This window comes from Microbacterium sp. EST19A (genome assembly GCF_019969685.1).
In the GTDB taxonomy this organism is placed as follows: domain Bacteria; phylum Actinomycetota; class Actinomycetes; order Actinomycetales; family Microbacteriaceae; genus Microbacterium.
The window spans coordinates 735,289-748,580 of sequence record NZ_JAHXYZ010000002.1 but is presented as its reverse complement, the minus strand read 5'-3'; the positions used below and the strand labels follow the sequence as shown (position 1 = coordinate 748,580).

Genomic DNA, 13,292 nt, shown 5'->3' with positions numbered 1-13,292 from the left:
CCGGCGCCGAGACTCACCCGGTGTTCTGCAGGCCGGCCGCGACACCGCTGACGGAGAGCAGGAGCAGGCGCTGCTGCTCGGCGTCCGCGCCGGACCCCTCGGGCTGCTCGGCCGCCGAACGGAGCGCACGCAGAGCCCGCAGCTGCAGCAGCGACAGGGCATCGACGTACGGGCTCCGCAGCTGCACGGCACGCTGCAGCACCGGCTTGTTCTCGAGCAGTCCCTCGCCGCCGGTGAGGCGGATGACCCACGACCGGGTCAGGGCGAGCTCGTCGAGCACGAGGGCCGCGAGGTCGTCGCGGTCGCCGAGCGCGAGGTACTGCCGGGCGATCCGCTCATCGGTCTTCGCCAGGCTCATCGCCACGTTGTCGATCATGGTGCGCAGCAGCGGCCATTCGCGGTACGCCTCGGTGAGCAGCTCGGCGTCGCCGACGGCCTCCAGTGCCGTGCCGAGTCCGAACCAGCCGGCGAGGTTGATGCGGGCCTGCGTCCAGGCGAAGACCCAGGGGATCGCCCGCAGATCCTCGAGCGACTCGACCGACAGTCCGCGCCGTGCGGGGCGCGAGCCGAGCGCCAGCAGGCCGATCTCCTCGAGCGGCGTCACGGTCGCGAACCAGGGGGCGAAGCCCTCGGCCTTGACGAGCGAGAAGAACCGCTCGCGCGAGGTCGCGTCCATGATCGACGCCACCTCGGTGTAGCGGGCCGCCGCACTGCTCGTGCGCTCCTCCTCGGAGGGCGACGAGGCCAGCAGCGTCGCTGCGGCGACCTGGTCGATGTGCCGCATCGCGATGGCGGGCTCGCCGTAGCGGGCGAAGATGACCTCGCCCTGCTCGGTGAGCTTGAAGCGGCCGTCGACCGAGTGCGGCGGCTGCGCGAGGATCGCGGAGTTCGCGGGGCCGCCGCCACGACCGAGCGCACCGCCGCGACCATGGAACAGAGTGAGTTCGATGCCCGATTCCTGCGCCCAGCGGGCGATCTTCTCCTGCGCCTCGTACAGCGCGAGGTTCGCGGCGACGGGGCCGACGTCCTTCGACGAGTCGGAGTAGCCGAGCATGACCTCGAGCTTGTTGCCGGTCGCGGCCATGCGCTCCCGGAACTCGGGGAACGTCACGACCTCGGCGAGGATCTCGGGGGCGGCCTGCAGGTCGGCGAAGGTCTCGAACAGCGGCACGACGTCGAGCACGGGCACGCCGTCGCCGAGCGCATGCCGGGCGAGACGGTGCACGTTGGCCAGATCGGATGCCGCCTGCGTGAACGACACGACGTAGCGTCCGGCTGCGCGGGCGCCGCGGTCGCGCTGGATCTCCGCGATCACGCGGAACAGCTCCAGCACCTCCTCGGTCTGCGCGCTGATCGCCTCGCCGCCCTCGAGCTCGGCGAGAGCCTTGGCGTGCACCTGCGAGTGCTGCCGCACCTCGAGCTCGGTCAGGTGGAACCCATAGGTCTCGACCTGCCAGATCAGGTGCTGCACGCCACCGAAGGCGTGGCGCTTCGCCCCGGCATCCGCGAGTGACGACTGCACGGCACGCAGGTCGGAGAGCAGTTCCTCGGGACGCGTGAAACCGCGCTCGGCGTCGCCGCGGCGGGTCGCGGCCACGCGGCGGGCGAGCACGAGCAGCACGCGCCGGTGCGGCTCATCGGGGGAGCGCGCGGCGAGTTCCGCGGCGACGTCGGGCTCGACGGCGGCGAAGGCGTCCCAGATCGCCGTGACCTCGGCGCTCGGCGGGGTGTCGTCGGACGCGAGCGTCAGGGTGCGGCCGATGCGGTCGAGCGCGCGCTCGAGGCCGCGGAGCACGTGGTCCGCGGCGATCTGCGACGCCTCGCGGGTGACGGATGCCGTGACGAACGGGTTGCCGTCACGATCGCCGCCCACCCAGGAGCCGATGCGCACGAAAGCGGGAACGACGGGCGCGCTGGCGCCCGACTCCTCACCGCGCAGCGCGTCGTCGATGCGCCGGTAGACGTGCGGCACGGTGGTGAAGAGCGTCTCGTCGAAGACGCCCATGACCGTGCGCACCTCGTCGGTCGGCGACGGCTTCTGCGCCCGCAGCGGCGCCGTGCGCCAGAGCGTGTCGATCTCCTCCAGCATGCGACGACGGGCCCGATGCGCCTCGGCGCCGCCCTCGCTGGCCGCGTCGTGCTCACTGAGCAGCTCGGACAGGCGGCGGATGCTCGACGACACGGCACGACGCCGCGCCTCGGTCGGATGCGCCGTGAAGACGGGGTGGAAGCGCAGGCCGTCCAGGCGGCGGCGTGCCTCCTCATCGCCGACCTCGCTGCGCAGGCGCGCGTACGCGGTGGCGACGGTGTCGGCGGCATCCTCGCGGCCTGGTTGGCCGGCGCGCTCCCGCAGCACTCGCACCCGCTGGTGCTCTTCGGCGAGGTTCACGAGGTGGAAGTAGCAGGTGAAGGCCCGTGCGACCTCGTCGGCACGCGCGACCGTGAACGACTCGGCGATCGCGGCCGCCCGGTCGAAGGCGCCGGACGTCTCCTGGTCGTAGGCCTGGATCGTCGCGAGACGCAGGCGCTCGACATCCTCGAACAGGCCATCGCCGCCGGCTTCGCGCAGCACCTGGCCGAGCAGCGCGCCGAGCATGCGCACGTCCGAGCGCATCGCATCGGGTATGCCCTGGCCGGCTTCGAAGCGGCCGATCACGCGGATGGCCTCGGTGTTCGTGGGCTCGGAGAAGCTGTGTGCGGGGGTCACCCTTCGAGAGTATCCCCGTCGACGGTGGTGTCCTGAACGGATGACGCCCGGGGTCGCGCGAAGGGCACGATCTACCATGGAGGGGATGCGCATCTCAGCGAACCCCCTCCGCGGTCAGCAGTTCCCGGCCGTGCTCCTGCTCGTCGCCGCGGGCCTCGGCCTGTTGCTGGCGAACCTCCCGACGCACGATGCGCTGGCGGCCGTCCTCGACTTCCACATCGCGGTGCCCGGCACCGCCCTCGACCTGTCCGTCGCGCACTGGGTGTCGGACGGATTGCTCGCCGTCTTCTTCCTCGTCGTGGCCATCGAGCTGCGACACGAGTTGACGCACGGCGAGCTCGATTCTCCGCAGAAGGCCGTGCAGCCGGCGATCGCCGCGGCGGGCGGCGTGCTCGTCCCGATCGCGGTGTACCTGCTGATCGCGGGGAGCGGCGACACGGCGACCGGGTGGCCCATCCCGACGGCGACCGACATCGCGTTCGCCCTCGGCGTGCTGGCGATGTTCGGCCGCGGCCTGCCTCCGACCGTGCGGGTCTTCCTCCTGGCGCTGGCGATCCTCGACGACATCATCGGCATCATCTTCATCGCCGTGCTCTTCGCGCACGACGTGCAGTGGCTGCTGCTCGGTCTCGGGATCGTCGGGGTCGTGGTCTTCTGGCTGCTCAGCCGGCTGCTCCACGCCCAAGGGCATCCGCTGGTGGCGGTGGCCATGGTGGTCGTCGCCGTGGTGACCTGGGGCCTCGTGGCGTCGTCCGGAATCCATGCCACGATCGCCGGCGTCATGCTCGGACTCGTGATGTCTCCGGTTCCGGCCGGTCGCACGCGGCATGCGCTCGAACCGGCGGTGAACGGCGCGATCCTGCCGATCTTCGCCTTCGTCGCGGCGTTCGTCGTGATCCCGGCGGTGTCTCCGACGGAGCTGTCGCCGGCGTTCTGGGCGATCGTCGTCGCCCTCCCCGTCGGCAAGATCGTCGGCATCGGCCTGTTCGGCTGGATCGCCATGCGCATCCGCCCGAAGGGAGCTGCCCCTGGCCTGCCCTTCGCCGACATCCTGGCAGCCGGCGCGCTCGGCGGAATCGGCTTCACGGTCTCGCTGCTGCTCGCCAACCTCGCGTTCGGCGCGCACGACGACATCCGGGATCAGGCGATCCTCGGCGTGCTCGTCGGCTCGCTGATCGCCCTCGTGCTCTCCGGCATCATCGTGTCACTGCGGGCGCGCTGGTACCGTCGGGTCGCGGCCGCCGCGTCATGAGCGCCGCCCGGAGCGCACCTCGACAGGATCGCCACCCGGCAGCATCGAAGGAGGAACCGTGAGCACTCGGCCCGACCCCCGCGAGGCCTCGGAAGATTCGCTGCGCGCCGCGGTTGACACCATGCGCGCGGTGCGGGAGGACTGCGTCTGGTCGCAGCAGATCACTCATCGCGATCTGGTGCCGTACCTGATCGAGGAGTCGCACGAGGTCATCGACGCGGTCGAGAGCGGCACGCGCGACGATCTGCGCGAAGAGCTCGGCGATCTGCTCTGGCAGGTGCTGTTCCATGCGGCGATCGCGGCGCAGGACCCCGACGATCCGTTCGACATCGACGACGTGGCCGAGACGCTGACGGAGAAGATGGTCCGTCGGCATCCGCACGTCTTCGCGGGCGAGGTGGCGAACACGCCCGAAGAGGTCCTCATCCACTGGAACGCCGCCAAGGCCGCCGAGAAGCGCACCAGGACGAGCGTGCTCGACGGCGTGCCTCGGGGGATGCCGGCGCTCGCACTCGCACAGAAGGTCGTGGGCCGCGCCGCCGGGGCCGGTGTGCTCGCGCCGCAGAGCCCGGCTCCGGTTCCGGCATCCGAAGCCGAACTGGGTGACGCCCTCCTCGAGCTCGTGGCGACCGCCCGTGCCCAGGGGTGGGATGCGGAGCGTGCGCTGCGCGAGCGGCTGCGGATGCTGGAGGACGAGGTGCGCGCCGCCGAAGCGGCGTCCTGACACCCGCGGCTCGGCTGCGGCGCCGGACCTGGGAAGATGGGAAGCGTGGCTACTGTGAACCCGCCGCGCGGCATGCGCGACATCCTCCCCGCCGACAAGGCCCGCCGTGAGCGCGTGCTCTCCGTCATCCGCGACCGCTACCTCGCGCACGGATTCGACGAGATCGAGACACCCGTCGTCGAGGACTACGACCGCCTGCACGCCGGCATCGGCGGCGACAACGAGAAGCTCTCGTACAACGTGCTCCGACGCGGGCTCGACGCCGACGCCATCCGTGAGGCGGCAGACGATCCGGCCGCGCTCTCCGACCTGGGCCTCCGCTACGACCTGACGGTGCCGCTCGCGCGCTTCTACGCGAGCAATCGCGGGCAGCTCCCCGGGGTGTTCCGGGCGATCCAGATCGGGCCGGTCTGGCGTGCGGAGCGTCCGCAGAAGGGTCGCTACCGCCAGTTCGTGCAGTGCGACATCGACATCATCGGCGACGACTCGTCGCGTGCCGAGGCCGAGCTGATGGTCGCCTCTCTCGACGCCGTGGACGCACTCGGGCTCGATGGCGCGACCGTGCGGATCAACGACCGGCGCGTGCTGGACTGGATGCTCGACAGCTTCGGATTCACCGAGGATGAGCGCCCCGGCGTGCTCATCACGATCGACAAGCTCGACAAGATCGGCCCCGAGGGCGTCGGCGCCGAGCTCCGTGAGCGCGCGGAGCGGCAGGGGAGCAGCACCGCGCCCGTCGAGGCGTTCGAGGAGTTCCTGCGCCGCCCGCAGACGATGGAGTACAACCCCTACGGCGAACGGCAGATCCGCAAGGCGCTGCCCGACGGCGCACCCGACGACATCGTCGGGCACCTGGTCGACATCGGCGAAGCCGTGGCCGCCGGGCGTGCGTCGACAGAGGGAGCCGAGATCCCGCTCGTGTTCGATCCCTTCCTCGTGCGCGGCATGGGCTACTACACCGGCACGATCTTCGAGCTGGCGCACCCGTCCGTCGGCTACTCGCTCGGCGGCGGCGGACGCTACGACGGCATGATCGGACGCTTCCTCGGGCAGCAGGTGCCGGCGGTCGGATTCTCGCTCGGCTTCGAGCGTCTCGTCGACCTCGTCACCGCGGAACCGGATGCCGCGGCGCAGGCCGTCGTGCTGATCCACGACGCCGATGTGCCGGTCGCCGAGCTCGTCGCGCACAAGGCCGGCCTCATCGCGACAGGGGCCCGGGTGCGCCTGGAGCGTCGCACCAAGAACCTCAAGGCGCTGCTCGAGCGCTCCGCAGCCGACGGCTATACCGCGTTCGCGACGGTGTCGGCGGGCGGCGACCTGGAGCTCAAGCCCCTGTCCTGACCTGCGCTCGTTCACGCGGTGTTCACGACCGTCGTGTCGAATCGCCTGGTGCGCCGCCTCCGTGTTCTCGTCGTCGTGGGTCTGGTCGTGGCGACCGCGCTCGCCGGCATCCGCCTCGTCCTCACGCAGCAGGCGGCGCTCGCCCGGCGACGGATCGGGAAGCCGCTCGGGGAGGATTCGCTCGACGCGGATCGCGTCTGGCGGTCCGCTCTCGACGGCGAGCCGATCGACCTGCTGATCCTCGGTGACTCGATCGCGGCCGGCCTCGGCGCCGAACGCCGGAAGGAGACCCTCGGCGGACGCCTCGCGAAGGGCACGGCGCGGCGGTTGCGGCGACCCGTGCGCCTGCACACGGCGGCGATCGTCGGCTCCGAGTCGCCCGACCTGCCCGGTCAGCTCGACGGCCTGCCGGACGGATACCGCCCGCAGGTCGCGGTGATCGTCGTCGGCGGCAACGACGTCACCCACCGGCTGCCGGTGCCGCTGTCCGCGCAGCATCTGCACGAGACGATCCGGCGCCTGCGCGAGGCGGGCGCCGAGGTCGTCGTGGGAACCTGCCCCGATCTCGGCGCCCTGCGACCCGTCCCGCAGCCGCTCCGACGGCTGGCCTCGAGCATGTCGCGCCGCCTCGCCGACATCCAGGCCGAGACGGCGAGGCACGCCGGCGCCGAACCGGTCGATCTGCGCCGGGCCGTGGGGCCGATGTTCTTCGACGAGCCGGAGGCGATGTTCAGCCTCGACCGGTTCCACCCGAGCGCCCTCGGCTACCGCCGCACGGCGGAGGCGCTGCTGCCTGCCGTCTGCCGTGCGGCCGAGGTCGCGGTCAGCTCGCGCCGTCCTCCGGTGCCGAGCTGAACGACTCCGCCCACTCGGCGACGCGGCGGCTGCTCTCCTCATCGGAGATGTCCTCGACGCGGGTCATCACCGACCAGCGCACGCCGAACGGATCGCGGATGCTGGCGAACCGGTCGCCCGACACGAACGGCGCCGGTGCCTCGCGCACGGTCGCTCCGGCCGCGACGGCCTTCTCGACCACGGCGTCGACGTCGGACACGTAGAGGCCCATCGAGTAGCAGTCATCGTCGCCCTCGGGCGAGGGGACGAGGTGGTAGTCCGGACTCGGCTCGCCGAGCTGGAGGAATCCGAGCCCGAAGTCGAGGTCGGCGTGCGCGACGACGCCGCCGAACTCCGTGACGTCGACGACGCGCGCGCCGAACACGTCGCGGTAGAAGTCGATCGCCTGCTTCGCTCCGGGGATCGCCAGGAAGGGTGTGAGCGACGTCGCGCTGTTCGGTCGTCCGTCGGTCGTGTAGGTGCCGGTCGCGCCGGTGGTGGGGGTGTCATCCGTCATGCCCTCACGGTAGGACGGAGCGGATGCCGGGGGCTTGAAGATCCGCGCCAACCTGCGCCTCCCTCGGTGTCGGGGCCGGACCCTACGCTGAGCCCATGGTGAATCCGACCCGCGGCATCCTGTATCCGGCACGATTGCCGGAGTTCCATCGGCTGCCGGCGCCCGCCGACGTGGCGGACCTCGTCGCCTGGTTCTGGATCCCCGAGTGGGACATCGAGCCCGGGCGCTCTTCGCGGCAGGAGATCGTGTCGTACCCGGCCCTCAATCTGGTCGTCGAGCCGGAGGGCGTGTCGCTCGCCGGGGCGACGACCCGAGCCTCGCACCGCGATCTGCGCGGACGAGGCTGGGCGGTGGGGGCCCTGCTGCGTCCGGCCGCGGTGGCCGCGCTGGTCGACGAGCCGTCGGCGCTGATCGATGCTGAGACCCCGGTCGATGCGCCCGAGCTCCTCGCTGTCGTGACGGCGGACATGGCATTCGGCGACGGGCACCGGGAGCGCGCGGTCGCCTCGTTCTCGCGCTGGCTGCGCGCGAGGGTCGGCCGACCCGACGACGCGGCGCTGCAGGCCAATGCGCTGTTCGACGCGCTCATGGGGGAGGGGGCTGCTCTCACGCCCGAGGAGGCCGCGACCCGCCTGGCCGTGTCGGTGCGCACGCTGCAGCGGATGACGCACCGTCATATCGGCCTTTCACCTGCCGCGATGATCCGCCGACGCCGCCTGCAGGAGGCCGCCCAGATCGTGCGGGAGGAGCCCACCGCAGACCTCGCCACGATCGCTGCGGAGCTCGGCTACTCCGACCACGCGCATCTCACGCGCGACTTCCAGGCCGTGCTCGGCATCGCGCCGCGGACCTATCGCTCCGAGTCCTCGGCGGGATCCGCGGTGAGTGGATCAGCAGACGGGTCAGCGACGCGCGAGGCGGAGGCGCAGCATCCGGTATCCGACGCCGAGGGCGACGACGGCCGTCCCGACGAGTGACGCGACGACGGGGAGGCTGTTGACCAGCACCAGGCAGCCGAGCGCCCCGACCACCTGCAGTGCGCGCGGGTACCGACGCGCGGACCCCGTCTGCCGGAACGCCGCCGCGTTGGCGATCAGGTAGTAGAGCAGCACACCGAACGACGAGAAGCCGATCGCATCGCGGAGATCGGCGACGAGCACGATCGCGATGACGACGACCGCCACCGCGATCTCGGCGCGCTGCGGCACCTGGTGGCGCACGCCGACCTTCGCCAGGAACCGCGGCACGTCGCCTTCCCTGGCCATCGCGAGCGTCGTCCGTCCGATCCCCGTCAGGAGCGCGAGCAGAGCGCCGAGGGAGGCCGCGGCCGCCGCGACCCGGATGATCGGTGCGAGCGCCGGCCACCCCGCCGAGACGAGCAGGTCGGCGAGCGGAGCGGTCGAGTCGATGACGTTGGCTCCGAGCACCTGCACCACCGCAACGCCGACCAGTGCGTAGACGACGACGGCGCCGCCCAGCGCGAGGACGATGGCACGCGGGATGGTCTTCGCCGGGTCGACGACCTCTTCGCCCATGGTCGCGATCCGCGCATAGCCGGCGAAGGCGAAGAACAGCAGCCCGGCTCCCTGCAGCACCCCGTAGGCGGACGCATCGGGGAGCGGCGCGTGCGACGCGTCGGATGCCGAGCCGAGCCCGACCGCCACCACGACGGCCAGACCGAGCAGCGAGCACGTCACGAGGACGCGCGTCAGCAGGGCGGTGCGCGTCACGCCGAAGCAGTTCACTGCGGCGAGAGCGGCGACCGCGACCACGGCGACCGGCACCTGCCATCCCTCGGGAGCGGCGTAGGCCGCGAACGTCATCGCCATGGCCGCGCAACTCGCGATCTTGCCGATCACGAAGCTCCAGCCGGCGATGAACCCCCACCACGGCCCGATCTCGGCGCGGGCATAGGCGTAGGTTCCGCCGGCGACCGGATGCACCGCGGCGAGCTGCGCCGAGGCGGTGGCGTTGCAGTACGCGACGACGGCGGCGATCGCGAGGGCGACGAGGATGCCGCTGCCGGCGACCCCGACGGCCGGCGCCCACACGGCGAAGACGCCGGCGCCGATCATCGATCCCAGCCCGATCGCGACGGCGTCTCCGAGCGTCAGTCTGCGGGCGAGGGGCATGGCGTCATCGTCCCACGCGTCGGTGAACGACGAGCGACGGCTCAGCGCTGCGCGGCGGTGACGCGCTTCTTCTCGCGGATGTACACCTCGCGGCGCACCTTCGCGACCACGTCGCCGTCGCGGTCGGTGACGACGGTCTCGAACCACTCGAGCACCTTCGTGCCGCCCCGGGCGCGCTCCCGGATCTCGTCCGCCTTCTCCTTCGAGACCTCGAACTCGGCGGTCAGCACGCCGCGGCCGCGCTTGAGGAACTCGATCTCGCCCCGGGTGTCCCAGACGACATGGTCGCGTCCGAGCTGATGCATCACGAGCATGAAGAAGTACGGGTCGGTCATGGCCGACATCGATCCGCCGAACGCGGTCTTGACGTAGTTGCGCGTGAAGACGTTGACGTGGAGCTCGACGGTCGCGCGGGTCCAGTCGTCGCTGAATCGTCGGACGCGGATGCCGCTGAAGAGGTTCGGGATCCACAGGCTCATGCCGATCGCGAGGCGGCGGGGAGTGATGCGCATGGCGCCAGTGTCCCGGAAACGGCGCCGCCGTCAAAAGCCGCTGGAGAGTTGCCACAGTTGTTATAGTTCAAGTAGAATAACTAGAGATTCGCGAAACGGAGGTGCATGGTGCTGATCAGAGTCGACACCGACAGTCCGCGCCCGCTGTACGACCAGGTCGCGGGGTCGATCCGCTCCGACATCCTCGCCGGGGCTCTCGTGCCGGGTGACCGGCTCCCCGCCGCCCGTGATGTCGCCGAAGCGCTCGACATCAATCAGCACACCGTGCTGCACGCCTACCAGCGGTTGCGCGACGAGGGTCTCATCGACCTCCGGCGCGGTCGGGGAGCGGTGATCGCGGCGTCGGCCGCTCCGCTCGCCGAGCTCGCCCAGGAGATCGACGCGCTGGTACGTCGTGCCGGCGCCCTCGGGGTGTCCGCCGAGACGCTCGCCGGCATCGTCCACGCGCACCGCGATCCGCGATCCGAACCGCACACCACCGGGAATCCCGAGGAGGGACGCCATGACCACTCATGACCTGACCCGCACACCGCCGTCGCAGCTGCGGCGGGCACGTCTGATCTTCTTCCTCGTCGCGGTGGTCGTGCCGATCGCGAGCACCGTGATCGGCGTGATCGTGCTGCTCGCGTGGCTTCCCTCGCTGCCCGCCCAGGTCGCCACCCACTGGGGCGTCGACGGCGCTGACGCGTTCGGCCCGGCATCCGCGTATCTCTGGATCCTCCTCGCGGTCGGCCTCGGCCTTCCCGCGATCATGGCGATCATCACGCTCGCCGCGGTCGGTGCCCACTGGGGCGGGGCCGCGCGACTGATGGGCGCGCTCGCCGCCGGGCTGTCGGTGTTCGCGACCGCCCTGACCCTCGGATCGCTCGCCATCCAGCGCGAACTCCCCGACACCGCCGACGTGCCGGGAATCGGCGGCGTGATCGCCCTGTCCTTCGGTGCTCTCCTGGTGGTGGGCGGCATCGCCTGGGCCGTGCAGCCGCGGGTGCGCCCGGAGTCGGGCCGCGTGCTCCTCCCGAAGCATGTCGTGCACATCGCGGAGGGGGAGCGGGTGGTCTGGGTGGCCACGACCTCGATGCCCCGCGCGGCGCTCTCCGCCCTCCTGGTCCTCCTGCTCGGTCTCGTCGCGCTCGCCGCGTACATGCTCGCCGCCGGTGTCCAGGGCGGCTGGATCGTCGCCGTCGTGGTGGTGATCGTCGCCGTCGCGATGGCCGCGACGACGACGTTCCGCGTCCGGGTGACCCCCGAGGGATTCGGCGCCCGCGCCCTGCTCGGCTGGCCGCGCGTGACGATCCCGCTCGACGAGATCGAGTCGACGCGTGCCGTCGACATCTCGCCGTTCGGGGAGTTCGGCGGCTGGGGATGGCGCATCGCCGTGGACGGACGAACCGGGATCATCATGCGCCGCGGGTCGGCGATCGAGATCACCCGTCGTGACCGGCATCCGTTCATCGTCACGATCGACGGTGCGGAGGATGCGGCGGCCCTGCTGCAGGCCTTCGTCGACAACCGAGAGGCCACCTCATGACCGACACCGCTCTCCTCACCGCGCGACGGGTGCCGTGGGCGGCCGTGATCGTCTTCACGGTGCTCGCCTGCGCCCTCGCCTGGCTCGTCGCACTGCCGCTGTGGCTCGGCGCCGGTCTCGCCGAGCCCTTCGCCGGGGTGCTGATGCCGGTGATGATGCTGACCCCGGCCGTGGCCGCGCTCATCGTCACCTTCGCGATGCGCACACCGGCGCCTGGGGAACGCACGCGTTTCCTCGGCCTGTGGCCGCTGCGCCCGGCGAAGCGCATCGTCTGGCTCCTGGTCGCCGCGTGGCTGGTGCCGCCGTTCCTGGTCGCCGCGAGCATCCTCGTGTCCGCCGCCCTCGGCTTCGTGCAGCTCGACCTGACGTTCGGCGCCTTCGCCGTCGAGCTCGAGAAGGCGCTTCCTCCGGGGTCACCCGTTCCGCCCGTCGAGGTCGTCGTGTTCGCGCAGATCGCGATGATCCCGCTCGCCGCCCTCCTGAACGCGATCCCCGCATTCGGGGAGGAGCTCGGCTGGCGAGGATGGCTCGTGCCCGCCCTGCGCCCGCTCGGCACCTGGCCGGCGCTGCTCATCAGCGGTGCGATCTGGGGCGTCTGGCACAGCCCGGTGATCCTGCTCGGCTACAACTTCGGCCGGACCGACATCACCGGCGTGCTGCTGATGATCGGCGGATGCGTCGCGTGGGGCATCCTGCTCGGGTGGCTGCGGCTGCGTTCGGCATCCGTCTGGCCGGCCGTCATCGCCCACGGCGCGCTCAACGCCTCCGGTGGCCTGATCGTCATCTTCGCCGCAGCGCAGCCCGACCTCGGGCTCGCCGGTCCGCTCGGCGTCGCGGGCTGGATCGTCCTGGCCGTCGTGATCGCGGTGCTCGCGCTCACCGGCCAGTTCCGCCGCCAGCCCGAACTCGTCGGCGCACCCGGAAGGCTGCTGTCCGCTCCACGCCCTTGACGCGCTGCCGGGCCGGCGGTTGGCTGAGGGCATGGAATCCACCCCCGCAGCATGGTCGCAGGTCGACGCCTTCCTCGCCGACACCCTCGTCGGGCACGATCCGGCCCTCGAGGCGGCGCTCACAGCGCAGCGGGAGGCGGGACTGCCCGAGATCGAGGTGGCCCCGGTCGCGGGCAAGCTGCTCGACCTCCTCGTGCGCATCAGCGGCGCTCGTCGGGTGCTCGAGGTCGGCACGCTCGGCGGCTACTCGACGATCTGGATGGCGCGCGCCGTCGGTCCCGAGGGGCGCGTGGTGACGATCGAGGCCGAGGCCGGCAATGCCGCCGTGGCCCGGGCCAGCATCGATGCCGCAGGAGTGGGTGAGCGCGTCGACATCCGCATCGGCCGCGGCGCCGACGTGCTCCCGACTCTCGTCGGCGGATTCGACCTGGTGTTCATCGACGCCGACAAGGAGTCCAACACCGTCTACCTCGACTGGGCGGCGAAGCTCGGGCACCCCGGAACCGTGATCGTGCTCGACAACATCGGCCGCGACGGCGAGATCGTGCGCGACGATTCGACCGATTCGAAGGTCATCGGCACCCGCGACGGGCTGCGGATGCTGGGCGACGATCCCCGGTTCGACGCGACGGCCCTGCAGACCGTCGGCGCGAAGGGGTGGGACGGCGTCGCCCTCGCCATCGTCGTATGACGCTGTGCCCTCCCGCCGTGCTGAGCGCCCTCCGACCGGGTCCTGAGCGTGTCGAAGGGGCCGGGCTAGACTGGGCGCGGATCGAAGACGCTCCACACACCCTT

General features: G+C 71.5%; 13 protein-coding genes. 9 read left to right on the top strand and 4 right to left on the bottom strand.

The window, feature by feature from the left end; all coding sequences use genetic code 11:
- Positions 1-13: 13 nt before the first annotated feature.
- Positions 14-2,707: a phosphoenolpyruvate carboxylase gene (locus tag LC452_RS13645; RefSeq protein ID WP_223626216.1), complete on the bottom strand. Its 2,694-nt coding sequence runs from the start codon at positions 2,705-2,707 to the stop codon at positions 14-16.
- Positions 2,708-2,792: 85 nt separating this feature from the next.
- Between LC452_RS13645 and nhaA the strand changes: the two genes are divergently transcribed.
- From nhaA to LC452_RS13625, 4 genes are all read left to right on the top strand, one after another.
- Positions 2,793-3,959, top strand: coding sequence for a Na+/H+ antiporter NhaA (gene nhaA / locus LC452_RS13640; RefSeq protein ID WP_223626214.1), 1,167 nt, complete (start codon positions 2,793-2,795; stop codon positions 3,957-3,959).
- Positions 3,960-4,080: 121 nt separating this feature from the next.
- A complete protein-coding gene (locus LC452_RS13635; protein WP_223627675.1) occupies positions 4,081-4,683 on the top strand; it encodes a MazG family protein in 603 nt (200 codons plus the stop codon).
- A 72-nt stretch (positions 4,684-4,755) separates the two neighbouring features.
- Entirely contained in the window at positions 4,756-6,024 is a 1,269-nt protein-coding gene (locus LC452_RS13630; protein WP_223627674.1) for a HisS family protein, read from the top strand.
- Positions 6,025-6,072: 48 nt separating this feature from the next.
- Complete coding sequence (locus tag LC452_RS13625) at positions 6,073-6,879, top strand: SGNH/GDSL hydrolase family protein (RefSeq protein ID WP_223626212.1); 807 nt, start codon at positions 6,073-6,075, stop codon at positions 6,877-6,879.
- On the opposite strand, the gene LC452_RS13620 is transcribed toward LC452_RS13625, so the two are convergent.
- The gene (locus LC452_RS13620; protein ID WP_223626210.1) at positions 6,848-7,375 is read right to left on the bottom strand and encodes a glyoxalase/bleomycin resistance/extradiol dioxygenase family protein; all 528 of its coding nucleotides are present in this window, start codon (positions 7,373-7,375) and stop codon (positions 6,848-6,850) included. The two genes, LC452_RS13625 and LC452_RS13620, sit on opposite strands and share 32 nt — an antisense overlap.
- Positions 7,376-7,470: 95 nt before the next feature.
- Here LC452_RS13620 and LC452_RS13615 point away from each other — a divergent pair, with 95 nt between their 5' ends.
- On the top strand, positions 7,471-8,352 hold the full coding sequence (locus LC452_RS13615) for a helix-turn-helix domain-containing protein (RefSeq protein ID WP_223626209.1): 882 nt from the start codon (positions 7,471-7,473) through the stop codon (positions 8,350-8,352).
- Here the strand turns inward: LC452_RS13615 and LC452_RS13610 are convergent.
- Both LC452_RS13610 and LC452_RS13605 read right to left on the bottom strand, forming a co-directional pair.
- Complete coding sequence (locus LC452_RS13610) at positions 8,278-9,507, bottom strand: APC family permease (RefSeq protein ID WP_223626207.1); 1,230 nt, start codon at positions 9,505-9,507, stop codon at positions 8,278-8,280. The two genes, LC452_RS13615 and LC452_RS13610, sit on opposite strands and share 75 nt — an antisense overlap.
- Before the next feature lie 41 nt (positions 9,508-9,548).
- The gene (locus LC452_RS13605) at positions 9,549-10,019 is read right to left on the bottom strand and encodes a PaaI family thioesterase (RefSeq protein WP_223626205.1); all 471 of its coding nucleotides are present in this window, start codon (positions 10,017-10,019) and stop codon (positions 9,549-9,551) included.
- 108 nt (positions 10,020-10,127) lie between these two features.
- Between LC452_RS13605 and LC452_RS13600 the strand changes: the two genes are divergently transcribed.
- The 4 genes from LC452_RS13600 to LC452_RS13585 are packed head-to-tail and all read left to right on the top strand — an operon-like array spanning position 10,128 to position 13,188.
- Positions 10,128-10,535, top strand: coding sequence for a GntR family transcriptional regulator (locus tag LC452_RS13600; protein ID WP_223627672.1), 408 nt, complete (start codon positions 10,128-10,130; stop codon positions 10,533-10,535).
- Positions 10,522-11,547: a DUF1648 domain-containing protein gene (locus LC452_RS13595; protein ID WP_223626204.1), complete on the top strand. Its 1,026-nt coding sequence runs from the start codon at positions 10,522-10,524 to the stop codon at positions 11,545-11,547. Before LC452_RS13600 ends, LC452_RS13595 begins: the two co-directional genes overlap by 14 nt.
- On the top strand, positions 11,544-12,497 hold the full coding sequence (locus tag LC452_RS13590; protein WP_223626202.1) for a CPBP family intramembrane glutamic endopeptidase: 954 nt from the start codon (positions 11,544-11,546) through the stop codon (positions 12,495-12,497). The genes LC452_RS13595 and LC452_RS13590 overlap by 4 nt, the downstream gene beginning before the upstream one ends.
- 31 nt (positions 12,498-12,528) lie before the next feature.
- A complete protein-coding gene (locus tag LC452_RS13585; protein ID WP_223626200.1) occupies positions 12,529-13,188 on the top strand; it encodes an O-methyltransferase in 660 nt (219 codons plus the stop codon).
- Positions 13,189-13,292: the final 104 nt, after the last annotated feature.

Bases quoted from the DNA above. Each gene is read 5' to 3' on its own strand.
- LC452_RS13590 (WP_223626202.1), top strand. From the start codon at position 11,544: ATGACCGACACCGCTCTCCTCACCGCGCGACGGGTGCCGTGGGCGGCC.
- LC452_RS13610 (WP_223626207.1), bottom strand. From the start codon at position 9,507: ATGCCCCTCGCCCGCAGACTGACGCTCGGAGACGCCGTCGCGATCGGG.
- LC452_RS13615 (WP_223626209.1), top strand. From the start codon at position 7,471: ATGGTGAATCCGACCCGCGGCATCCTGTATCCGGCACGATTGCCGGAG.
- LC452_RS13630 (WP_223627674.1), top strand. From the start codon at position 4,756: ATGCGCGACATCCTCCCCGCCGACAAGGCCCGCCGTGAGCGCGTGCTC.
- LC452_RS13620 (WP_223626210.1), bottom strand. From the start codon at position 7,375: ATGACGGATGACACCCCCACCACCGGCGCGACCGGCACCTACACGACC.
- LC452_RS13595 (WP_223626204.1), top strand. From the start codon at position 10,522: ATGACCACTCATGACCTGACCCGCACACCGCCGTCGCAGCTGCGGCGG.
- LC452_RS13605 (WP_223626205.1), bottom strand. From the start codon at position 10,019: ATGCGCATCACTCCCCGCCGCCTCGCGATCGGCATGAGCCTGTGGATC.
- LC452_RS13585 (WP_223626200.1), top strand. From the start codon at position 12,529: ATGGAATCCACCCCCGCAGCATGGTCGCAGGTCGACGCCTTCCTCGCC.
- nhaA (WP_223626214.1), top strand. From the start codon at position 2,793: ATGCGCATCTCAGCGAACCCCCTCCGCGGTCAGCAGTTCCCGGCCGTG.
- LC452_RS13635 (WP_223627675.1), top strand. From the start codon at position 4,081: ATGCGCGCGGTGCGGGAGGACTGCGTCTGGTCGCAGCAGATCACTCAT.